General features: G+C 68.1%; 16 protein-coding genes. 9 read left to right on the forward strand and 7 right to left on the reverse strand.

Going from position 1 to position 20,887, the window contains the following annotated elements:
- Positions 1-2 precede the first annotated feature (2 nt).
- Both dxs and ACQKIE_RS10205 read right to left on the reverse strand, forming a co-directional pair.
- Positions 3-1,898 (reverse strand): 1-deoxy-D-xylulose-5-phosphate synthase, encoded by a 1,896-nt coding sequence (gene dxs, locus ACQKIE_RS10200; RefSeq protein WP_427458616.1) that lies wholly within the window; start codon positions 1,896-1,898, stop codon positions 3-5.
- A 113-nt stretch (positions 1,899-2,011) separates the two neighbouring features.
- Positions 2,012-2,614, reverse strand: coding sequence for an HNH endonuclease (locus ACQKIE_RS10205; RefSeq protein WP_427458618.1), 603 nt, complete (start codon positions 2,612-2,614; stop codon positions 2,012-2,014).
- A gap of 270 nt (positions 2,615-2,884) precedes the next feature.
- Here ACQKIE_RS10205 and ACQKIE_RS10210 point away from each other — a divergent pair, with 270 nt between their 5' ends.
- Positions 2,885-3,643: a SapC family protein gene (locus tag ACQKIE_RS10210; protein WP_427458620.1), complete on the forward strand. Its 759-nt coding sequence runs from the start codon at positions 2,885-2,887 to the stop codon at positions 3,641-3,643.
- 86 nt (positions 3,644-3,729) lie between these two features.
- Here the strand turns inward: ACQKIE_RS10210 and ACQKIE_RS10215 are convergent, their stop codons facing one another.
- The 3 genes from ACQKIE_RS10215 to ACQKIE_RS10225 form a co-directional block, all read right to left on the reverse strand.
- The gene (locus tag ACQKIE_RS10215; protein WP_427458622.1) at positions 3,730-4,206 is read right to left on the reverse strand and encodes a GNAT family N-acetyltransferase; all 477 of its coding nucleotides are present in this window, start codon (positions 4,204-4,206) and stop codon (positions 3,730-3,732) included.
- A gap of 293 nt (positions 4,207-4,499) precedes the next feature.
- Positions 4,500-6,275: an acyl-CoA dehydrogenase C-terminal domain-containing protein gene (locus tag ACQKIE_RS10220; protein ID WP_427458624.1), complete on the reverse strand. Its 1,776-nt coding sequence runs from the start codon at positions 6,273-6,275 to the stop codon at positions 4,500-4,502.
- 35 nt (positions 6,276-6,310) lie between these two features.
- Positions 6,311-6,811 carry a hypothetical protein gene (locus tag ACQKIE_RS10225; protein WP_427458626.1) on the reverse strand — a complete coding sequence of 167 codons (501 nt, stop codon included), beginning with the start codon at positions 6,809-6,811 and terminating at the stop codon, positions 6,311-6,313.
- Positions 6,812-6,956: 145 nt separating this feature from the next.
- Between ACQKIE_RS10225 and ACQKIE_RS10230 the strand changes: the two genes are divergently transcribed.
- Positions 6,957-7,439: an SET domain-containing protein gene (locus ACQKIE_RS10230; protein WP_427458628.1), complete on the forward strand. Its 483-nt coding sequence runs from the start codon at positions 6,957-6,959 to the stop codon at positions 7,437-7,439.
- 17 nt (positions 7,440-7,456) lie between these two features.
- Here the strand turns inward: ACQKIE_RS10230 and fusA are convergent, their stop codons facing one another.
- Complete coding sequence (fusA, locus tag ACQKIE_RS10235) at positions 7,457-9,496, reverse strand: elongation factor G (RefSeq protein WP_427458630.1); 2,040 nt, start codon at positions 9,494-9,496, stop codon at positions 7,457-7,459.
- A gap of 257 nt (positions 9,497-9,753) precedes the next feature.
- Between fusA and ACQKIE_RS10240 the strand changes: the two genes are divergently transcribed.
- Entirely contained in the window at positions 9,754-10,764 is a 1,011-nt protein-coding gene (locus ACQKIE_RS10240) for a hypothetical protein (protein ID WP_427458632.1), read from the forward strand.
- A 58-nt stretch (positions 10,765-10,822) separates the two neighbouring features.
- Positions 10,823-12,826 (forward strand): hypothetical protein, encoded by a 2,004-nt coding sequence (locus ACQKIE_RS10245; protein WP_427458634.1) that lies wholly within the window; start codon positions 10,823-10,825, stop codon positions 12,824-12,826.
- Between the two features lie 5 nt (positions 12,827-12,831).
- On the opposite strand, the gene ACQKIE_RS10250 is transcribed toward ACQKIE_RS10245, so the two are convergent.
- Entirely contained in the window at positions 12,832-13,320 is a 489-nt protein-coding gene (locus ACQKIE_RS10250; RefSeq protein ID WP_427458636.1) for an RDD family protein, read from the reverse strand.
- A 32-nt stretch (positions 13,321-13,352) separates the two neighbouring features.
- On the opposite strand from ACQKIE_RS10250, the gene xerD reads away from it, so the two are divergent.
- The 5 genes from xerD to ACQKIE_RS10275 all read left to right on the forward strand — a co-directional run bounded on the left by xerD (position 13,353) and on the right by ACQKIE_RS10275 (position 20,853).
- Positions 13,353-14,306: a site-specific tyrosine recombinase XerD gene (gene xerD, locus ACQKIE_RS10255; RefSeq protein WP_427458639.1), complete on the forward strand. Its 954-nt coding sequence runs from the start codon at positions 13,353-13,355 to the stop codon at positions 14,304-14,306.
- Positions 14,307-14,397: 91 nt separating this feature from the next.
- Entirely contained in the window at positions 14,398-15,150 is a 753-nt protein-coding gene (locus tag ACQKIE_RS10260) for a DsbC family protein (protein ID WP_427458641.1), read from the forward strand.
- A gap of 69 nt (positions 15,151-15,219) precedes the next feature.
- Positions 15,220-19,083: a phosphoribosylformylglycinamidine synthase gene (purL, locus tag ACQKIE_RS10265; RefSeq protein WP_427458643.1), complete on the forward strand. Its 3,864-nt coding sequence runs from the start codon at positions 15,220-15,222 to the stop codon at positions 19,081-19,083.
- A 16-nt stretch (positions 19,084-19,099) separates the two neighbouring features.
- Positions 19,100-19,954 (forward strand): glycosyltransferase family 2 protein, encoded by an 855-nt coding sequence (locus ACQKIE_RS10270; RefSeq protein ID WP_427458646.1) that lies wholly within the window; start codon positions 19,100-19,102, stop codon positions 19,952-19,954.
- On the forward strand, positions 19,951-20,853 hold the full coding sequence (locus tag ACQKIE_RS10275) for a DMT family transporter (RefSeq protein ID WP_427458648.1): 903 nt from the start codon (positions 19,951-19,953) through the stop codon (positions 20,851-20,853). The genes ACQKIE_RS10270 and ACQKIE_RS10275 overlap by 4 nt, the downstream gene beginning before the upstream one ends.
- The last annotated feature ends 34 nt before the right edge of the window (positions 20,854-20,887 follow it).

Here is a 20,887-nt window from a genome sequence, read left to right on the forward strand (position 1 = left end):
GTTCAGCCTGCGCTGGCGACCGCCGAGGCGCAGAACTGCGGGAAACGCGCGCGGATGGCGTGACGGATCTGCGGCAGGTCCAGCCCGGCCATCGTGAGCACTTCCTCGCGGCTGCCATGCTCCAGGTACACGTCTGGCAAGCCCAGGTGCTGGATCGGCAGCGTGACGCCATGCGCGGCGAGGCATTCGGCCACGCCCGCGCCGGCACCGCCGGCGATGGCATTGTCCTCGATGGTGACGAAAGCCTTGTGCGTGCGCGCCAGCTCGAGGATCAGTTCCTCGTCCAGCGGCTTCACGAAGCGCATGTTCACCAGGGTCGCGTCCACCTCGGCGGCGATGATCGCGGCGGGCGCGAGCATGGTGCCGAAGGAGAGGATCGCCAGTCCGTGGTGGCCGCGACGGCGCACCTCGGCCTTGCCGATGGGATACGTGTCCAGCGTGGTCGCCAGCGGCGTGCCGGGGCCGGTGCCGCGCGGGTAGCGCACGGCGGCAGGGCCGCCGTACTGGAAGCCCGTGCTCAGCATCGTGCGGCATTCGTTCTCGTCGGCCGGCGCCATGATCACCATGTTCGGCAGGCAGCGCATGAACGACAGGTCGAAGCTGCCCGAATGCGTGGCGCCGTCGGGACCGACGACGCCGGCGCGATCGATCGCGAAGGTGACGTCCAGGTTCTGCAGCGCCACGTCGTGGATGGCCTGGTCGTAGGCGCGCTGCAGGAAGGTGGAATAGATCGCCACCACCGGCTTCGCGCCCTCGACCGCCATGCCCGCGGCGAGCGTGACCGCATGCTGTTCGGCGATCGCGACGTCGAAATAACGCTGCGGGTATTCCTTGGAGAAACGGACCAGCCCCGACCCCTCGCGCATCGCCGGCGTAATGCCGAGCAGGCGCTCGTCAGCCGCGGCCATGTCGCAGAGCCAGTCGCTGAAGACATCGGTATACGTCGGCTTGGCGGGCGCACCCTTTTTCACGAGGCCGGCGACGGGATCGAACGGACCCACGGCGTGGTATTCGATCTGCGCCTTCTCGGCCGGTTCGTAGCCTTTGCCCTTGGTGGTCATCACGTGCAGCAGCTGCGGGCCGGGCAAGGCCTTCACCATCTCCAGCGCGTTCACCAACTGGGCCATGTTATGGCCGTCGATGGGACCGGTGTAATGGAAGCCGAGCTCTTCGAAGAGGGTGGAAGGAACGAACATGCCCTTGGCGTGTTCCTCCCAGCGCTTGAAGAAGCGGCCGAAGAAGGATTCGCGCGGCATCGCCTTCTTTGCCCGCTCGCGCCACGCGTTGAGCGTGCGGCTGGACATCGCGCGGGCCATCATCTTGGTCATGGCGCCGACGTTCTCGCTGATCGACATGCCGTTGTCGTTGAGGATGACCAGCATGTTCGGTTCGATGTCGCCGCCGTGGTTCAGCGCCTCGAAGGCCATGCCCGCGGTCATCGCCCCGTCGCCGATCACGGCCACGACCTTGCGGGGGTCGCCGCGGCGCTGCAACGCCACCGCCATGCCGAGGGCGGCGGAGATCGAGGTGGACGAGTGGCCGACGCCGAAGGTGTCGTATTCGCTCTCCTCGCGGCGGGGGAACGGCGCGAGGCCGTCCTTCTTCTTGATCGTGGTGATCCGGTCACGGCGACCGGTCAGGATCTTGTGCGGGTAGCACTGGTGGCCCACGTCCCAGACCAGGCGGTCGTGCGGGGTCTCGAACACGTGGTGCAGCGCGACGGTGAGTTCGACCACGCCGAGGCCCGCGCCGAAGTGGCCGCCCGACGAGGCCACGGCCTCGATGAGATAGCGGCGCAATTCATCGGCGATCGCCGGCAGTTCGTCCGCCGGAAAACGCCGGAGGTCCTCCGGCGACTCGATCTGCGCCAGATAAGGGTAGCGGGAGAGGTCGTTCATTCGCCTATTGTTCGCCTCCAAAGGAGGCGGGGCAAGGGACAATAGGTGAACGGCGAGGGGCAGATCGCCAAAATGCCAAACGCAACCGACGTGTGGGAGCCGCGCCGGATACCTTAACCCGGCCGCCGGTCCCTCGGCAGGTGGCTCACCAGGAATTCCATCTGGTCGGCCAAAATGTTGCGGTTGGACAGGATCAGGTGCTCCACCCAGCTCGGCCGGTAGGGCACGGCCAGGAGGGGCATGTTGGCCTGCTGCGGCGTCCGGTTACTCTTGCGCAGGTTGCAGGCCAGGCAAGCGCTGACCACGTTTTCCCACTCGTCGGCGCCCCGCTTGGACAGCGGCACGACGTGATCGCGCGTGAGTTCGTGGCGGGTGTACTGGTGGCCGCAATACAGGCAGATATGCCGGTCGCGGGCGAACAGGGCAGTGTTGGTGAGGGCCGGGGCCGGGTCGATGGCATGTTCGCGGCAATGGCCGGTGCTGGCCACGATGGGGTGCAGCTCGAGACTGCTGCGCTGTCCGCTGGCCCGGCTGGTGCCGCCGCGGACGGTGACGCAGGGATCGCCGAGGGTCCAGGCGACCACCCCGCGCACATAGAGGCAGACCGCGTCCTGCCAACTGATCCAGTCCAGGATACGGCCCGCCGCATCGAGGGAAAGCACCCGCGTCGCATGCAACGCGGCCACCCTCGGCAGGTCTTCTTGGAGCACTTCCATCGTCATCGGGTCTCGTCCTTCACATAAGCGAAAGAGCGTTCCAGCAAGCCGAACTCCGTGCGGATCGGCGTACCGATCCAAGGCCCACGAGGGGCTTCCGCCCGAGCATAGCCGATTATCGCGAAGGAAAAGCATTCGTCCGGTACGCTTCTTGCGGGGCTACCCTGTCATTTTCTACTGCTATAGTGGGGGTTCGCATTCGAGCCCGGCGGGTTTGGAAGGGGGGCCGGGGTGGCTTCCCAGGTCCGACGGGTCCATGAGGGTTACACAGTGGCAGAAGTGCTTTTCTACGAGCGTCCGGTTCCGCTGAACCGCACCGCCCACCGCGACCTGCGTCTCAAGGCCGTGAACAACATCCGTTTCGCCGCCGCCGCGCACTCCGTGCCGCTGACGGGCGTTGAGTTCGCCCCCGCCGCGCGCGACTTCCCGATCCTGTTCGCCGGCAACTCGATGGAGGAAGCCGGTCCGATGGCCCTCCTCGGTCTGCGCCAGGGCGAAAACCTGCTGGTCGGCGACAACGGTTTCTGGGAGCAGGGTATCTACATCCCGGCTTTCGTTCGCCGCTATCCGTTCGTGCTGGCCGAGAAGCCGGCCGGCGCCGAGGGCGACGACTTCACCGTGTTCCTCGACGAAGCCTATGAAGGCTTCAACAACGAGGAAGGCGAGCGCCTGTTCAATGAAGACGGCACCGATGCGCCGGCTCTCACGAACGCCGTGAACTTCCTCGGTGAATTCCAGGACCACGTCGCCCGCACGCAGTGGTTCATGGGCAAGCTGCGCGAGCACGACCTGCTCGAGCCGCGCACCATCACCCTGCAGAAGGAAGGCAAGGGCATCAACCTCAACGGCCTCTTCGTGATCAACGAGGAAAAGCTGCGCGCCCTCGACGAGAAGACCGCCCAGGAATTCCTGCGCGAAGGTGCCCTCGGCTGGATCTACGCCCACCTCGTCTCGCTGTCGAACATCGACCGCATGGCGGCTCGCCTCGATGCGCGCGAGCAGCAGGAAACGGCGACCGCGAAGTCCTGAGGGATTTCCGCTGTCGTAAAGAGGCCGCCCCTCCCGGGGGCGGCCTCTTTTTTTTTGTGGAACCTTCTTTTGTGGGAAGCGCGCTGCTACTTCACGGGTTTGGCCAGGCGCATCAAATCGGTGTCGAAGCCGTGCTTCACGTACATGTCGCGGGCGCGCTCGTTGCCGGGGAACACCGCCAGCGTGACGAACTGGCAACGGTGCTCCTTGGCCCATGTGTACGCGTGGTCGAGCAGGAATTTGCCCGCACCTGCGCCCTCGTATTCTTCTGCCACCGCGATATCCGATATGTGGCAGTTGTCGCGATGGGTGAAGAAGTCCTTGGTCTTCTGCAGGTGGACGAATCCCACCGGATCCCCATCCTCGTTTTCCGCGACGAAGATGTAGCTGTTCGAGGGTTGCTCGTCGAGGTGCCTCACGAGGTCGGCCTCGATGCCCTTGAGGCAGTCGCTGCGTGTGCGCCCGTTCGGTAACGGAAAGTCGACGAAACGGTTGAGCAGGCCGAGGATGAATTCGTCGTCGTCGCTCTTGGCGAGACGGATCAGGAACGGGGAATCACTCATCGTATCGGGCACCGTCTCGGTGGAAGGTCCGGGCAGAACCTTTTTTCTACACCTTCACGGAAGCTGGGGAAAGTCCCACGTTTGTCGTAGGTGCGCTACATGCAGGAGCCGCTTCAGCGGCGAATGCGCGGCAGTGGGCCATCGTGCCCGCAAGCACCCATCGCCGACAGGGTCGGCTCCCACCGAGCCAGGGAGACGTTGCAACGTGCCGGCCTGGTGGGAGCCGACCCTGTCGGCGATGGGGTGCTCGCGGCGCCGCCGAAGCGGCGCGCACCCTTCCGGGCGCGGCGCGCTTAGAGCACGTCCGGCAAAGTCGCCACGCCGGCCTCGATCGCCGCCTTGTGCACGTGGATGCGCGGCAGGATGCGAGCGAAGTAGAAGCTGGCCGTGTCCCGCTTCGCCTGGCGCCGCTCGGGGGCGAGGCGCGCGGTTTCCGCGGCCAGGACGCTGCGGGCCCAGAAATAGGCCAGCGTGACGTAGCCCGAGAAGTACAGGTAATCCACGGCCGCGGCGCCCAGTTCTTCCGGGTTGGCCTGCGCGGACTGTGCGACGGCCTGGGTCAGGTCGCCCCAGGTCTTGGCCGCGACGGCCAGCGGACCGATGAACGCCTTGACCGCGTCGTTGGCCTGGTTGGCCTGGCAGAACGCGGAGATTTCGCCGAGGAAGTGCTTCAGCCCGGCACCCTGCAACTGCATGATCTTGCGGCCGAGCAGGTCCAGCGCCTGGATCTGCGTGGTGCCTTCATAGAGCGTGATGATCCGCGCGTCGCGGACGAATTGTTCCATGCCGTGCTCGGCGATGTAGCCGTGGCCGCCGAAAATCTGCAGGGCTTCCTTCGTGCATTCCTGCGCCGCCTCGGTGAGCAGGCCCTTGGCGATGGGAATGAGGAACGAGAGCAATTCGCCGGCGGTCTTGCGCTCCTGCGGATCGGTGGCGCGCGCCTCGATGTCGCCCTGCAGCGCAGCGTAGGCCGCGAGCAACCGGCCACCTTCGACGAACGCGCGCTGGGTCAGCAGCATCCGTCTCACGTCGGGATGGACGGTCAGAGGGTCGGCCGGTTTCTCCGGTACTTTCGGCCCCGAGAGCGCGCGCATCTGCAGGCGCTCGCGTGCGTAGTTCAGGCTGTTCTGGAGTGCGCGCTCCGATACCGCGAGTCCCTGGATGCCGACGGCAAGGCGCGCCGCGTTCATCATGGTGAACATCGCCATCAGGCCCTTGTGCGGGGGACCGATCAGCCAGCCCTCGGCGTCGTCGAAATTCATGACGCAGGTGGCCGAGCCCTTGATGCCCATCTTGTGTTCGATGGCGCCGGCGGCGACGGCGTTGCGTTCGCCCATGGCGCCGTCCTTCCCTACGCGGAACTTCGGCACCACCAGCATCGAGATGCCGCGGCTGCCCGCCGGCGCGTCGGGCAACCGGGCAAGGACCAGGTGCACGATGTTCTCGGCGAAATCGTGCTCACCGGCGCTGATGAAGATCTTCGTGCCGGTGACGCGATAGCTTCCGTCCGCGTTCGGTTCGGCCCGCGTCTTCAGCAGGCCCAGGTCGGAGCCGGCCTGGGGTTCGGTGAGGCACATCGTGCCTGTCCAGCGTCCCTCGACGAGGGGTTTCAGGAAGACTTCTTTTTGCCATTCGTCGCCGTGGTGCTCCAGCGCATCGGTCGCGCCGTGCGACAGCAGCGGGTAGATGCCCCAGGCGAGGTTGGCCGAATCGATCATCTCCTTGGTCAGCGCGCCCAGGACCGTCGGCAGGCCCTGGCCACCGAACGCCTCGCGCGCCGTGAGCCCCGCCCAGCCACCCTCGGCATACTGGCGGTAGGCCTCCTTGAAGCCGGCGGGCGTGGTGACCGCCGCGGTGGCCTTGTCGTAGTGGCAGCCTTCCGCATCGCCGGACGCGTTCAACGGGGCCAGCACCTGTTCGTTGAAGCGGGCGGCTTCGTCGAGCACGGCGTCGATGAGGTCGCGCGTATGGGCGTCGCCGCCTTCCAGCCGGGCAAGCACGGCTTCGGCGCCGAGCACGTCGTAGAGCGCGAAGCGCATGTCGTCGAGCGGGGCTTTGTAGAGCGTCATGGGAGTCCTGTGCGGCCGGGGTGGCGCGGATGGGTTCAAGGCGAGCGATAGGTGTCGGGAATGCCGGGCACGGGCGAGAGCCAGCTCTTCCCGCGCACGGGATAAGCGTGCGATTCCTTTTCCTTCTCCGGCGTGGCGGTGATCCGTCCGTCGATGCTGTAGGGCAGGGCGCCCGCGCTGCCCTTGGTGGCGAGTGCCGCGAGAGCCTTCGCCATCTCGGCCGTCGGCAACAGGTCGATCGTGGCGACATCCGCCGCGAAGGACGGAATGTCCTGGTCGACCTTCGCGTCGAGCAACACGCCAGGCAGGTCGCCCACGCGCAGCGTGCCCTGGAAGGTCTCGAAAGCCATGCCGCCATAGCTGTTGTTGCGGATCCGCAGGGTGATGTGCCACGGCCCGCCCGGCTTCGCCGCGACTTCCTGCAAGGTCACCGTCGGCGGGAAGACGCTTTTCTTCGCCGGCCCACAGGCGGCGAGCAGGGCCAGGCCGGAAAGGATCGCGGCACGGACGAACGGATGGCGGACGATCGGCGTCATTCCCAAGGGCTTCCGGTTGAGGTCGAACAGTCGTTCGATGGTAGCGCCCGTCGGGCCACGCGCGCGACCCATGCGTTTCAAACGCGGTTCCCAAGCGGCGGGCGAGCAGGCATCATCGGCGATTATTCCCTGCATCCGACTTGCCATGACCCGACGCATCGCCGCACGACGTTCGCCCATCCACGGAAATGGCGTCTTCGCCACCGCCCCGATCAAGGCCGGCGAGGAAGTCATCGAATACAAGGGCGACAGGATCACCCATGCCCAGGCCGACAAGCGGTATGGCGATGGCGGCGAAACGGGCCACACCTTCCTGTTCACGCTCAACGAGCGTTACATCGTCGACGGCAACAGCCACGGCAATGTGGCCCGCTGGATCAACCATGGCTGCGATCCCAACTGCCAGGCGTTGATCGAGGAAGCCGTGGAAGGCAAGCCGTCGAAGCACGACCGCGTGCTGATCGAGGCGATCCGCGACATCGCGCCGGGCGAGGAGCTCGTTTACGACTACGGCATCACGCTCGACATGCCGCACACGGCGCGCCTGAAGAAGATCTGGGCCTGCCGCTGCGGCTCGCCGAAGTGCATCGGCACGATGCTCAAGCCGAAGCGCAAGAAGGCCGACTGATTCGCTCGACTGGCCCGTCAGTCCTCTTCCACCCTCGGCTTCCACGCCTCCGAAAGCTTCTTCTGCACGCCGGGAGGCACCGGGTCGTAGTGGCTGAACTCCATCGCGTAGCGGCCGAGCCCTCCCGTCATCGCCTTCAGTTGCGTCGGATAATCGATCAGTTCCGCCAGCGGCACGCGGGCCTTGATCAGCGTCTCGCCGCCGCGCAGTGAATCGGTGCCCATGATCTGCGCGCGCTTCGAGGCGAGGCCTCCGGTGACGTCGCCCACGTAGTGGTCGGGGATGGACACCTCGAGGTCCACGACAGGCTCCAGCACCTGTGGCCGCGCACGAGAGATGGCGTCGAGGAAGGCCTTGCGGCCCGCGCTGATGAAGGCGACCTCCTTCGAGTCCACGGGATGGTGCTTCCCGTCGTATACGATCACGCGCACGTCCTGGATCGGATAGCCGGCGATCGCGCCGCCATCGAGTGCCTGGCGGACGCCCTTCTCGATCGCTGGCATGAACTGTCCCGGGATGACGCCACCCTTGGTTTCGTCGTCGAAAACGAAGCCTGTCCCTCGCGCCAGCGGTTCCACCCGCAGGAACACTTCCCCGAACTGACCGGCACCCCCGGTCTGCTTCTTGTGCCGGTGGTGGCCTTCCGCGCCGGCCCCGATCGTCTCGCGATAGGCGATGCGCGGCGGGTGGGTGATCACGTCGACGTCGTAGCGCGATTTCATCCGCTCCAGCATGAGCTTCAGGTGCAGGTCCGAGAGGCCTCGCACCACGGTCTCGTTCAACTCCTTGTGGTGCTCGACGCGGAAACACGGGTCTTCCTCGGCGAGCTTGCATAGCGCTTGCGACAGTTTCTGCTCCTGGCCCTTGTGCGCTGGCTCGACCGCCAGGCCGTACATGGGCGCGGGGAAGGCCGCCGGCTCGAGGTGGATGCGGCCTTCGTCGACGGCGTCGTGCAGCACGGCGTCGAAGTGGATGTCGTCGATCTTGGCGACGGCGGCGATGTCGCCGGGCAAGGCTTCGTCCACCTCCACGTGCTCGCGCCCCTTCAGCCGGAACAGGTGGGCGACCTTGAACGGCTTGCGTCCGTCGTCGACGAGGAGCTGTGAATCCTTGCGCACGGTGCCCTGCCACACGCGGAACACGCCCAGCTTCCCGACGAAAGGATCGTTCACGATCTTGAACACGTCGGCGACGACGTGTTTGTCCGCGTCCGCGGTGACCGGGAAGGGTGCGCCGTCGCCGTCGCGGAATGGCGGCGGATTCGTCTCGCGAGGACACGGAAGGATGCGCTCGACGAGGTCGAGCAATTCGCTCACGCCGACGCCTTCGCGTGCGCTGGTGAAGACGATCGGCACGAGGTGGCCATCGCGCAGGCAGTGCTCCAGCGCATCGCGGACCTCCGTGGGCGTGAGGGCCGACTCGCCGGCCTCGAGGTAGTGCTCCATCACTTCGTCGTCGATCTCCACGACCTGGTCGATGATGCGCTGGTGGGCCTCCCCCGGCGAGGAGAAGTCCGTGTCGCCCGCCGTCTGGAAGAAGGCGTCGCGCACGGAATGCCCCTTCGACGCGGGCAGGTTGAGCGGCAGGCATTCACTGCCGAACTCGTCGCGCAACTCGTCCACGAGCGCGGGCAGGTCCACGCCGTCGGCGTCGATGCGATTGACGACGATCATGCGGGCGAGGGCGCGTTCCTTCGCATGCGCCATCAGGCTGCGCGTGCCGTGCTCGATGCCGTTGGCGGCGTTGACCACGATCGCCACCGTGTCCGCGGCGGCGAGCGCGGCAAGCGCGGGTCCGCGGAAGTCCGCGTATCCCGGCGTGTCGAGGAGGTGGATGCGGTAGCCGTTGCGCTCGATGGAAGCGATCGAGGCGTCGATGGAGTGGCCGCGCGCCTTCTCCATGGGATCGGAATCCGAGACGGTACTGCCGCGTTCGACGCTGCCGATGCCGGTCAGTGCGCCGCCTGCGTGGAGCAGGGCTTCGAACAAGGTGGTCTTGCCGGCTCCGGCGTGGCCGGCGAGGGCCAGGCTGCGGATGCGTTCCGTGGATGGCGACACGATGCGACCCTCCTTCAGTTGGGGGATGGTTCCCCGGCGTAAAGATGCGGGCCGTCACGGTCGTCCGGTGTCCGGACGGTCATGGCGGTGGGTTTGGGCTGGGCCCGCCCCAAGCCTTCTCCTTCCGGCCGCCGGAATCAAGGGGCGGGGAATCTTCTGGCCCACGCACGGTCACAGGGCCGGGGCTTACGCTGGGTTTAGCGGATCGCCGCTAAGCTGTTCGACTTTTCCCGTCCGGCCCACAGGACTTACGCAGCGTGCAATATCCCGGCAAGGCGCCACCGCCGTTCGTCGAGCCCCACCGGCTGGAGCCGGAGGACTCGCCGCGCCCGCGCGGACTCCTTCCGATCGACGCGGCCACGTTGGCCGCCTTGCATGCCATCGGCCGGCGCCCGCCCCCGCGCGAGCGGGTGCTCCGCGTGCTGGCCATGGTGGCCGCCCTCATCCTGCACGTCTTCCTGGTGCTGGTGGTCCGCTACGAGATGCAGCCGCGGACGCCCGTCGGCTACGTGCCGCCGGTCGATCGCGACGACGTGCTCGAAGTGCGTTTCATCGAACCGGCGCGTCCCGCGCCCCCGGTGGCCGACGTGCCACCCCCCGCCGTGGAGCCGCCTCCCAAGGTGCGTTCGCCCGAAGCGACGCGGCCAGAGCCGCCGCGCCCCAGGAAGCCGAAGGAGGAAGCGCCCGCCGCGCCCACCCAGGACGCCGCGCCCGCGCCCGACGCGCAGCCGCGGCCGGTCCTCTTCGGTACCGACGGCAGCATCGTCATGCCGAAGCAGGGCCAGGGGTCGACGACGCAGGCCGACTTCGTGCCGCGCAAGCCGACCGACGACAGCGGGATCATGTCGCACAAGACGACGGTGACCTATAAACAGACGCGTTTCGAGAAGGACTGGGCGCCGCGCGACGAGAACCTCCTGAACAAGGGACTGCGCCGCGCGATCGAAACCACCACGGTGAAGAAGACCATCGACCTGGGACACGGCGTGCGGGTGAAATGCGCCACCGTCTTCTTCGTGCTTCCCGTGGGTTGCGGGGGCGAGGATCCCTCGAAGGCATCGAAGAAAGACGGCGACGTGCGCCTCAACATGGCTCCGGCGAATCCGGCGGTGAAAGACCTTCCGGACCAGCCGGCGCCGCCGACCGAAGCGGAATGCATCGCCGCATTCCGCGCGGACAAGCCCTTGCCGCAGGGCTGCGCGTCCGACATTCCGCTGAAGGCGATGGACCAGGAGAACGCCGAGCGCGCGCGGCGCACGGGCGGGTGATCTCCACTCCGCGCGCGGCGATTGTGTGACGCCGCCGCAGCGTGGACACTAGCGATCGATGCCCAAGACGTTCCTACCGGACAGCGATCGTGCGATCGCTGCGAATGCGCTGCCCGTCTCGCCACGGGAGGCGGCGATGCGCGCGCTGGTTTATCGGCGCCGCCTGCGCGAGAAGCCGCGAGATCGCCTGCTCCGCGTCTTCGGCTGGGTCGGGACCATCCTCGTCCATCTGGTGTTCCTGTTCGGCATGATCCTTGGGCCGGCGTACGACATCCTGCCGCCGCCTCCCGAGCAGCCGGACGAGAACGCCCTGCTGGTCCGGCTCATCGACAAGCCGCCGCCGCCCGTTCCGCCCGTGCGCGGCACGCCGTCGAAGGCGCCCGTCGCCAAGACACGCTGGAACACCGTGCGATCGAAGGCGAGCCGGGCCTCCAGCGGCTCGCGTGCCGCCGCCGTGGCTTCCGCTGCCAAGCCGCTTCCCGCGATCGCCGTGCCCGCCGCGCAGCCTCCGCAGGTGAAACCCGACGTTAAGCTCAGCGCCCCGCCGCCCAGCGTGGTTGCCGTGCCCGAGCGTCCGTTGACCCAGCCGAAGGCGCCGCCGCCGCAGCCGGAGCTGGAAAAAGTGCCCGTGCCGACGCAGGCACCGCCGGACCTCGCCGTGGATACGCCCAAGCCACAGGTCGTTCCGCCGCGCTTCCAGCCCGAACCCGTGCGCAAGGCGCAGGTGGAAGGCTCCGCGCCCATGCCGCCGCCGGCCTCGCTGGCGCTGCCGGAGACGCCGGCGGCGCAGATGGCGATCACACCGACGCCGCCCACGATCACGGCGGAACGTACCGCGCCCGTGCCGACGACGGCGATCATGCTCGCGACGGTGCCGCGCCCGGAGGTCGAGGCGTCGTCCGCGCCGCCGACGCCACAGGACACGCCGCTACCCGCGGTGGCGCCCGAGCCGACGGGACCGAAGCCCGACCTCGCCCTGGACACTCGCCCGGTTCCGCCGAAGGTATCGGTCGAGCCCGTGCGCGCGCCGGCCATCGACGCCACGGCGGACCTCGAGGCGGTGCCGCTGCCGGACGCGACCGCGCGACCGGCGGTTTCCGCGCCTGTCGCCGCCGACGTGCGGCCCACGGTGCAGGCGCCCACGGTCACGCCGGGGGAACTGCAGCGGCCGGTGGCGGGCATCGACATCGCGCCGGCGCCATCGGGACAAGCTCCTGGCGACATCGCCGCCGGCCAGTCGACGGCGCAGAACGCGGCGGAGCAGGGCAAGGCGGAGGCCGAGCGCGCGTCCGGAGAGGCAAACGGTCCGCCGGCCGAGCCCATCGTGCCTGGCCAGACGACGGCCGCTGCCTCCGGTTCGAACACGCCAGGTGCCGCGGCCGAGACCGGCAAGCCAGGCGCCGCCAGGGGCGTGGACGAGGGCCAGCGCCTCACCGGCGCAAACGGCACGTCGCAGCGCGACGATGGCGTCGTCGGCGGCCAAGGCGACAAGACTGGGCAGGTCGGCGGCGCGTACGTGGAACTGAAGCCGCGAGGAAACCTCGTGCCGCAGTCCGGGTCGCGCGTGCACATCGATTACAAGGCCACCCGTTTCGAAGGCGCGTGGACACCGAAGGGGGAGTCGTCGGTGGATACGGCGATTCGCCAGGGCGTCGAGGCGACAACGGTACGGAGCACCATTTCCCTGCCGCGTGGCATCCGCCTCGACTGCGTGGCCGGCCCGGGTAATGCCGGGGACAAGGGCGGGGCGATGAAGGCCGTGTCCCTGTTCACCTTCGGCTGCACCGGCGCGGATCAGACGAAACCGGCGAGCCAGGAAGAACTGGCGAAACTGCAGACGATGGCACCGGCGAAGCCGCTCGCGGAGAACCTGCCACCGGCGAACAGCACCACCGTGGCGGCCGCGCCGGTGGCCCTCGATAACACCGCCCTCTGCGCCACGGCACGCGTCACGGGCGGCCCGTTGCCGGCAGGCTGCGACGCCTCGATCAAGATCAACGTGCCGGCCCCGTCGCCCACGTCAGGCTCCTGGGTCCCGGCCAGCGACCAGTTCACCCATTGATCGGGCTAGGCCAGCCGGCGGATCTCCGTCCCGGCGACCATGTCGTGCAGTGCCCTGCGCCGCGTGTCGAAGAACGCGGGCAGCAGCACCACCAGCCATCCGACGACCGGCGCCGATAGCGCGATCTTCAACGTCGTCAGGGGATAGATGGTCAGCAGCAGGAGTGGCAGTGCGGCCACCGCGAGGCGCACGCATCCGCGCCGCCATGTGACGGGCATGCCCTCGGCATCGGTAACCCGGATGCGCCACGGCCGCATGCCGAGGGTCTGCCCGCCGCGTACCCAGGACACGATGAAATAGGCACCCACCACCAGCCCTTGCAGCGGCTGGTACCACCAGGCCAGCAAGTGTCCCTGCGCATCGAACAGCGAGCCGCCGGTGGCGAACTGCGCGAGCAGGCCCACGACCATCACGATGGCGACCACGGCCAGGACGTCATAGACGATGGCGGCAAGACGGCGCCATGCCGGCGCGGGCGATACGGCTGTGCTCATGCGAACTCGTCTGGCGGGGGCATCGGAACATTATGGTCCGTGGCAGCGCATCGTGGGGCGGACATGCGACCATCGCCTCCATGTCCGATACCGCATCCACCGACGACACGCGCCTGATCGAACGCTTCATCGAGCGCGTCTGGGCCGAGGATGGCCTGGCCGACCGCACGCTCGAAGCCTACCGCCGCGACCTGCAGCAGCTTGCGCGCTGGCTCGGCACGCGCGGGAAGACGCTTGCCACGGCGGCGCGCGACGATCTTTCCGCGTACCACGGAAGCCAGCCCGTGTCGGTGCGCAGCATGGCACGCCGGCAGTCGGCCTTCCGGCGCTTCTATGCGCAGCTCGCGCGCGACGAGGGCAAGCGCGAGGACCCGACCTTGCTGATGCAGCGTCCACGCATGCCGCGCAGCCTGCCCAAGGCACTCGCGGAGCGCGAGATCGAGGCGTTGATCGTCGCTCCCGACACCGCCACGCCTCTCGGGATGCGCGATCGCGCCATGCTCGAATTGATGTACTCGTCCGGCCTGCGGGTTTCCGAACTGGTGGATCTCCCATTGGCGGGCCTGAACACGCGCCAGGGCGTGCTGCGCGTCACCGGCAAGGGTGGCAAGGATCGCCTGGTGCCGGTGGGCGAGGAAGCGCTGGCCCATGTCGAGGCGTACCTTCGCGAGGCGCGCCCGCTGCTCGCCCAGGGGCACGGGCAGCCGACCGCGCTCTTCCTGTCCCGACGCGGCGACGCCATGACGCGGCAGATGTTCTGGACGCTGGTGAAGCGGTACGCCATGCAGGTCGGCATCCCGGCGACCCGTGTCTCGCCGCATGTACTGCGGCATTCGTTCGCCACCCATCTGCTCAACCACGGCGCCGACCTGCGCGCCCTGCAGATGCTGCTGGGGCATAGCGCCCTGAGCACCACGCAAATCTATACGCTCGTCGCGAAAGAAGGCCTGAAGCGGCTTCACGCGCAGCACCACCCGCGGGGCTGAGGCATGCCACAATCGGGGGAACCGAACCGACGGCGAGGATCGCGTTCCAAGCGATTCCCGCCATCCCCCGGTGACACATGGAGTCGTACCGATGTTGAAGAAAATCCTGCCGGCGATCCTGGCTGGCGCGTTCGCCGTGACGGCCTGCGCGGCCGATAACGAGAAAGCCGTGCGCGACGCCGTCGAAGCCCTCGGCCCGGGCATCAAGGTCGACAGCATCTCCCCGGCGCCGATGCCTGGTTTCTACCAGGTAGTGGCTTCCGGGCGGATGGTCTACGTGAGCGCCGACGGCCGCTACATGCTCAACGGCAACCTGATCGACCTCAAGGGCAAGACGGACCTCAGCGCCGCCAGCTGGGCGGCGACCCGCAAGGCCGCCCTGGCCAAGGTGCCGGCCTCGCAGCGGCTGATCTACGCGCCGGCGAACCCGAAGCACACCGTCACCGTCTTCACGGACGTCGACTGCGGCTTCTGCCGTCAGCTGCACGCGCACATCGACGAGTTCAACAAGCAGGGCATCGCCGTCGAATACGTGTTCTGGCCGCGCGAGGGCCTCAAGACCACGGCCGGCAACGACACGCCGTCGTACACCAAGGCCGTTTCGGTCTGGTGCAGCGCTGACCGCAAGAACGCCTTCAACGAGGCCATGAAGGGCGCTACCCCCAAGGCGGCCACCTGCGCGAACCCCGTGAAGGACGATTTCGAGCTGGGCGAGCGCCTGGGCGTGAACGGCACCCCCACCATCGTCACCGAGAACGGCGACGTGGTCGGTGGTTACGTCACCCCGGCCCAGTTGCTGCAGGCCCTGGAGGCCCCGGCGGGCACCGTGGGTCGCGGGGGGTAGTCCGGCCCCGGATGCTGCCTCGCAACATCATGTAGAATAGGCGTTTTCCTTCAGCGCCTTTTCCCCCGCATGATCGCACTCGACGGGCAGAGCGCCCTCTCGCCGTTTCGCCTCGAACGACTGAACGCCCACCTGGATGCCCTGCATCACGGGACGCGGGTGCAGGCCGCCTGGTTCACCTATTTCGTCGACGCCGACGTCGTGCCGGAAGGCGACGCGCGTGCGCGCCTGCAGGCCGTGCTGGAAGCGAAAAGCGGCTCGTCCGAGGAGGCGACGTTCTGGATCGTGCCGCGCCTGGGGACGATCTCGCCGTGGTCGAGCAAGGCCACCGACATCCTGCATGGCGCGGGCTTCGATGTGCGCCGCGTCGAGCGCGGCACCGCCTGGCGCGTCACCGGCATGCCAGCGGTGGACCATCCGGCGCATGCCGCCGTGATGGCCGCCTTCTGCGATCCCATGGTGCAGTCGCCGCTGGAGTCGCTCGAACAGGCCCATGGCCTCTTCCTCGCCGGCGAACCCGGCCCGCTCGGCCGCATCGAACTCGGCGACGATCCGCGCGCCGCGCTGTCCGCCGCCAACGCCGAACTCGGGCTGGCGCTCGCCGACGACGAGATCGATTACCTGGCCACGCGCTACGCTGAAATGGGCCGCGCGCCCACCGACGCCGAACTGATGATGTTCGCGCAGGCGAATTCCGAGCATTGCCGGCACAAGGTGTTCAACGCGACCTGGACGCTCGACGGTGCGTCGCAGGAATCGTCGCTGTTCGGCATGATCAAGAACACGCACCAGCAGTCGCCGGCGCATACGCTGTCGGCATACCACGACAATGCCGCGGTCATCGAGGGTTACGAAGGCAAGCGCCTGTTCGTCAGCGCCGAGGACGGCGTGTTCCGCACGGTCGCCGAAGCCGCGCCGTACGCGATCAAGGTCGAGACGCACAACCACCCGACGGCGATCGCGCCGTGGCCGGGCGCGGCCACCGGCGCCGGCGGCGAAATCCGCGACGAAGGCGCGACGGGGCGCGGCGGCAAGCCGAAGGCCGGTCTCACTGGCTTCTCCGTGTCGCACCTGCGCATTCCGGGCCTGCCGCGTCCGTGGGAGAAGGAACGCCCGCTCCCGCCGCGGATGGCGTCGGCTTTCGAGATCATGCGTGACGGCCCGCTCGGTGCCGCCGCGTTCAACAACGAATTCGGCCGTCCGGCCCTCGGCGGTTATTTCCGCACGTTCGAGCAGGAGACCGGCGAGAAAGGCGTGCGCCGCGGCTACGACAAGCCGATCATGATCGCCGGTGGCCTCGCCGCGATCCGTCCGGACCACGTGCTGAAGCGCAAGGTCCGGCCCGGCGACAAGGTGATCGTGCTCGGTGGCCCCGCCATGCTCATCGGCCTCGGCGGCGGTGCCGCCTCGTCGGTGGCGTCCGGCACGTCGAGCGCGGAGCTCGATTTCGCTTCCGTGCAGCGCGACAACCCGGAAATGGAGCGCCGCTGCCAACAGGTGATCGACGCGTGCTGGGCGCGCGGCGATGCCAACCCCATCGTCAGCATCCACGACGTCGGCGCGGGCGGCGTGTCCAACGCCATTCCCGAGATCCTCAACGACGCGGGCGTCGGCGGCGTCATCGACCTTTCCAAGCTGCCCACGGACGACCCGAACCTGTCGCCGATGCAGGTGTGGAGCAACGAATCGCAGGAGCGCTACGTCCTCGCCATCGGTAGCGAAGACCTCGCGCTGTTCGAGGCCTTCTGCGCCCGCGAGCGTTGCCCCTTCGCCGTCGTCGGCGAGGCCACCGAGGAGCCGCGCCTCATCGTGCACGATCCGCGCAGCGACACCACGGTGATCGACCTGCGCATGGACGTGCTGTTCGGCAAGCCGCCGCGCATGCATCGCGACGCGAAGCGGGTGAAGCCTCGCGTGGACCTCGTCGCCGACCTTACCGGCATCGGCATGGACGAGGCGCTCATGCGCGTGCTGCGCCTGCCCGCGGTGGGCAGCAAGAACTTCCTCATCACCATCGGCGATCGTACGGTCGGCGGACTCAACGCGCGCGATCCCATGGTCGGCCCGTGGCAGGTGCCGGTCGCCGACGTGGCGGTCACGATGACGGACTTCGAAGGCTATGCCGGCGAAGCGATGGCGATGGCCGAGCGTGCTCCGGTGGCGCTGCTCTCCAGCGCCGATGCCGCGCGCATGGCCGTCGGCGAGGCGATCACCAACCTCGCCGCGGCGTCGATGAAACTCGACGAGGTGCGTCTGTCCGCGAACTGGATGGCCGCCGTGAACCATCCGGGCGAGGACGCCGCGCTGTTCGACGCCGTGAAGGCCGTCGGCATGGAGCTGTGCCCGTCCCTCGATATCGCCATTCCGGTCGGCAAGGACTCGCTGTCCATGCAGACGGTTTGGACCGACGACAACGGCAAGGCGCAGAAGACCGTATCGCCCGTGTCGCTGGTGATCACCGGCTTCGCGCGCGTCGACGACGTGCGCCGCACGCTCACGCCGCAGCTGAAGCTCGACCGTGGCGATACCGACCTTTGGCTGATCGATATCGGCGCCGGCCGCGACCGTCTCGGTGGCTCGGCGCTCACCCAGGTATTCAACCGCGGTGGCGGCGTGCCGCCCGACCTGGACGACCCGAAGCGCCTGCGCGCGATGTTCGAGTTGATCCAGGAAGCGAACCGCGCGGGCCTGCTCCTCGCGTACCACGACCGCTCCGACGGCGGCGCCATCGTCACGCTGCTGGAGATGGCCTTCGCGGGCCACTGTGGCCTCGAACTGCGCCTCGACGGCTGGGCCGACGCCACGTTGCGTGCGCTGTTCAACGAGGAACTCGGTGCCGTCGTGCAGGTGGCCTCGGCCAACCGGGAGGCGTTCGAACAATTGCTGGTCAAGCACAACCTCGCGGGCATGACGCACAACGTGGGTCGCCCGAAGGAAAAGCTCGGCATCAAGCTCCATCTCAATGGCGAAACCGCGTTCAAGTGGAACTGGACGGAGTTGTTCCGCGCCTGGAACGAAACGAGCTACGCGATGCAGCGCCTGCGCGACAACCCGCATAGCGCCGACCAGGAAAACGAGTGGCGCCTCGACGACGCCGATCCTGGCATCACGCCGAAGCTCGTCTTCGATCCGACCGACGACATCGCCGCGCCGTACATCGGCACCGGTGCCCGTCCGCGCGTGGCGATCCTGCGCGAGCAGGGCGTCAACGGCCAGGTGGAAATGGCCGCTGCTTTCAGCCGCGCCGGTTTCGACGCGGTCGACGTGCACATGACCGATCTCGCGACCGGCAGGCACCACCTGAAGGACTTCATCGGCCTCGCCGCTTGCGGCGGTTTCTCCTACGGCGACGTGCTCGGCGCAGGCCGTGGCTGGGCCACCTCGATCCTCTACAACGATGCGCTGCGCGAGCAGTTCGCGCGCTTCTTCGAAGATGGCACGCGTTTCGCCCTCGGCGTCTGCAACGGCTGCCAGATGATGTCGGGGCTGAAGGACATCATTCCCGATGCGAAGCACTGGCCGCAGTTCCTGCGCAACCAGTCGGAGCAGTACGAGGCACGCCTCGCCACGCTGGAGATCCTCGATTCGGGCAGCATCTTCTTCCGCGGCATGGCCGGCTCGCGCATTCCGGTGGCGGTGGCGCACGGCGAGGGCAGGGTGCACTTCCCGATGGTGTGCAGTCCGTCGAAGAGCCATGCGGCAGCGCGCTTCGTCGACAACCGCGGCAAGCCCACCGAGAGCTACCCGCTGAACCCGAACGGTTCCCCGGGCGGCCTGGCGGCCTTCACCGCCGCCGACGGTCGCGTCACGATCATGATGCCGCACCCGGAGCGCGTGTTCCGCAGCGCGCAGCTAAGCTGGCACCCGGAGCAGTGGGGCGAGGATTCGCCGTGGATGCGCATGTTCCGCAACGCGCGCGTGTGGGTGGGCTGAGACCGGTCACCCTCGGATGGACGCCGTCCCCCTCACCAGTATCGTCATCGTCCTCGCGGACAGCGGTCCGTTTACGCGGGAGTGCATCGAGCACGCGCTCGCGAGCGACGTGCCGGTCGAGTTGATCGTCGTCGACAACGGTTCCACCGATGGCGTGCCCGAGTCGCTCGACCGCGCTTACGCGGACGATGATCGCGTACGCATCGTCTACAACCGCGCCAACCTCGGCTTCGGTCCCGCCGTGAATCGCGGGGCGGCGCAAGCGCGCGGCGCGCGGCTGCTCGTGCTCAACCCGGATTGCCTCGTCGAGCCCGATACCATCCGGCGCATGGCGGCGCACATCGACGTCCACACGGGCATGGTCGGTGCCGTGGTCTGCGACCCCGACGGCCGTCCCGACCCCGCATCGCGCCGGCGCGATCCCCTGCTGCGCCGCTCCCTCGCCACCAAGCTGGGGCGCGGTGGCGACGCGGGTATCGATATCCATGGCCCCATGCCGGACGGCGCCGAGGAGGTCGAGATCGTTTCGGGCGCCATCGTCCTCATGCCGCGCGAGGTCTTCGAACGCCTGCACGGCTTCGACGAGACCTTTTTCCTCCATTGCGAAGACATGGACCTGTGTCGCCGCGCGCGCGACGCGGGCTATAAGGTGCTCCTCGCCGGCGACGTGCGTGTCCTGCACGGCAAGGGCGGGTCGAGTCGCCACCGGCCGGTGTTCGTCAGCCGGCACAAGCACCGCAGCATGTACCTGTGGTTTCGCCGGCACGATCCCGCCGCGCGCAATCCACTCGTGCGAGCGCTCGTCTGGCTCGGTATCTGGGCGCATTTCCTCCTGAGGGTTCCCGGGCAGATCCTGCGGAAGCGCCGGTGACCGGGGCGACGCGCGGTGCCGGCCTCGCCACGCTCGGGCTTCTGGCGGTCACCGCCATCTGGGGCTCCACCTTCGTCCTCATCAAGGACGTCGTCGGCCGGATGCCGGTGGTGGACTTCCTCGCCGTGCGCTTCGTCATCGCCGCGGCCGCCATGGTCGTCCTTTTCGCGCTTCCGCTGTGGCGACTGGGACGTGCGCAGATGCTGCGCGGGCTTGCGCTCGGCGTGCTCTACGGCGTGGCGCAGTGGCTCCAGACCGAAGGCCTCGCCCGCACCTCGCCTAGCGTGAGCGGTTTCGTCACGGGCATGTACGTCGTGTTCACGCCGATCCTTTCGCTGCTGCTGTTTCGCCAGCGCATGCCGTGGACGACCTGGCTCGCCGTGCTGCTTTCCGCGCTGGGCCTTGGTGTGCTTGCGCTCAATGGCTTCGAGGTGGATGCAGGCGTGCTGTTGACCCTGGCCTCGGCGGCCTTGTATGCCCTGCACATCGTGGGACTGGGGCATTGGTCGAAGGCGGGCGACGCGTTCGGCATGTCGGCCATCCAGATCGTCGGCATTGCCGCCGTCTGCTTCGCCATCACGCTGCCGCACGGCGGCCCGTCGCTGCCGCCGGATGGCAAGGCATGGGTGGTCGTGCTTTACATGGCCCTGGTCGCCGGGGCGCTGTCGATGCTCGTGCAAACCTGGGCGCAGACCCACATGCCGGCCACCCGTGCGGCGATCGTGATGACCACCGAGCCGGTGTTCGCCGCCGGCTTCGCGGTGCTGCTCGGCGTGGATGCGCTGACCGGACGCATGCTCGGCGGCGGCGCGCTGGTGCTGGCCGCGATGTACATGGTGGAACTCGCCCCGCGCTTCCGCCGCAAGAAGCCGGCGGAAGCACTGCACCACGAGGTGTGAAGCGTCGGCTTGGTGGGAGCCGACCCTGTCGGCG

The sequence above is a fragment of the Luteibacter sp. NPDC031894 genome, assembly GCF_050273135.1.
Taxonomy (GTDB): Bacteria; Pseudomonadota; Gammaproteobacteria; order Xanthomonadales; family Rhodanobacteraceae; genus Luteibacter.

Excerpts from the sequence above, each read along its gene's own strand:
- ACQKIE_RS10250 (WP_427458636.1), bottom strand. The coding sequence starts at position 13,320 with ATGAGCACAGCCGTATCGCCCGCGCCGGCATGGCGCCGTCTTGCCGCC.
- purL (WP_427458643.1), top strand. The coding sequence starts at position 15,220 with ATGATCGCACTCGACGGGCAGAGCGCCCTCTCGCCGTTTCGCCTCGAA.
- ACQKIE_RS10260 (WP_427458641.1), top strand. The coding sequence starts at position 14,398 with ATGTTGAAGAAAATCCTGCCGGCGATCCTGGCTGGCGCGTTCGCCGTG.
- ACQKIE_RS10225 (WP_427458626.1), bottom strand. The coding sequence starts at position 6,811 with ATGACGCCGATCGTCCGCCATCCGTTCGTCCGTGCCGCGATCCTTTCC.
- xerD (WP_427458639.1), top strand. The coding sequence starts at position 13,353 with ATGGTCCGTGGCAGCGCATCGTGGGGCGGACATGCGACCATCGCCTCC.
- ACQKIE_RS10230 (WP_427458628.1), top strand. The coding sequence starts at position 6,957 with ATGACCCGACGCATCGCCGCACGACGTTCGCCCATCCACGGAAATGGC.
- ACQKIE_RS10215 (WP_427458622.1), bottom strand. The coding sequence starts at position 4,206 with ATGAGTGATTCCCCGTTCCTGATCCGTCTCGCCAAGAGCGACGACGAC.
- ACQKIE_RS10245 (WP_427458634.1), top strand. The coding sequence starts at position 10,823 with ATGCCCAAGACGTTCCTACCGGACAGCGATCGTGCGATCGCTGCGAAT.
- dxs (WP_427458616.1), bottom strand. The coding sequence starts at position 1,898 with ATGAACGACCTCTCCCGCTACCCTTATCTGGCGCAGATCGAGTCGCCG.
- ACQKIE_RS10205 (WP_427458618.1), bottom strand. The coding sequence starts at position 2,614 with ATGGAAGTGCTCCAAGAAGACCTGCCGAGGGTGGCCGCGTTGCATGCG.
- ACQKIE_RS10220 (WP_427458624.1), bottom strand. The coding sequence starts at position 6,275 with ATGACGCTCTACAAAGCCCCGCTCGACGACATGCGCTTCGCGCTCTAC.
- ACQKIE_RS10270 (WP_427458646.1), top strand. The coding sequence starts at position 19,100 with ATGGACGCCGTCCCCCTCACCAGTATCGTCATCGTCCTCGCGGACAGC.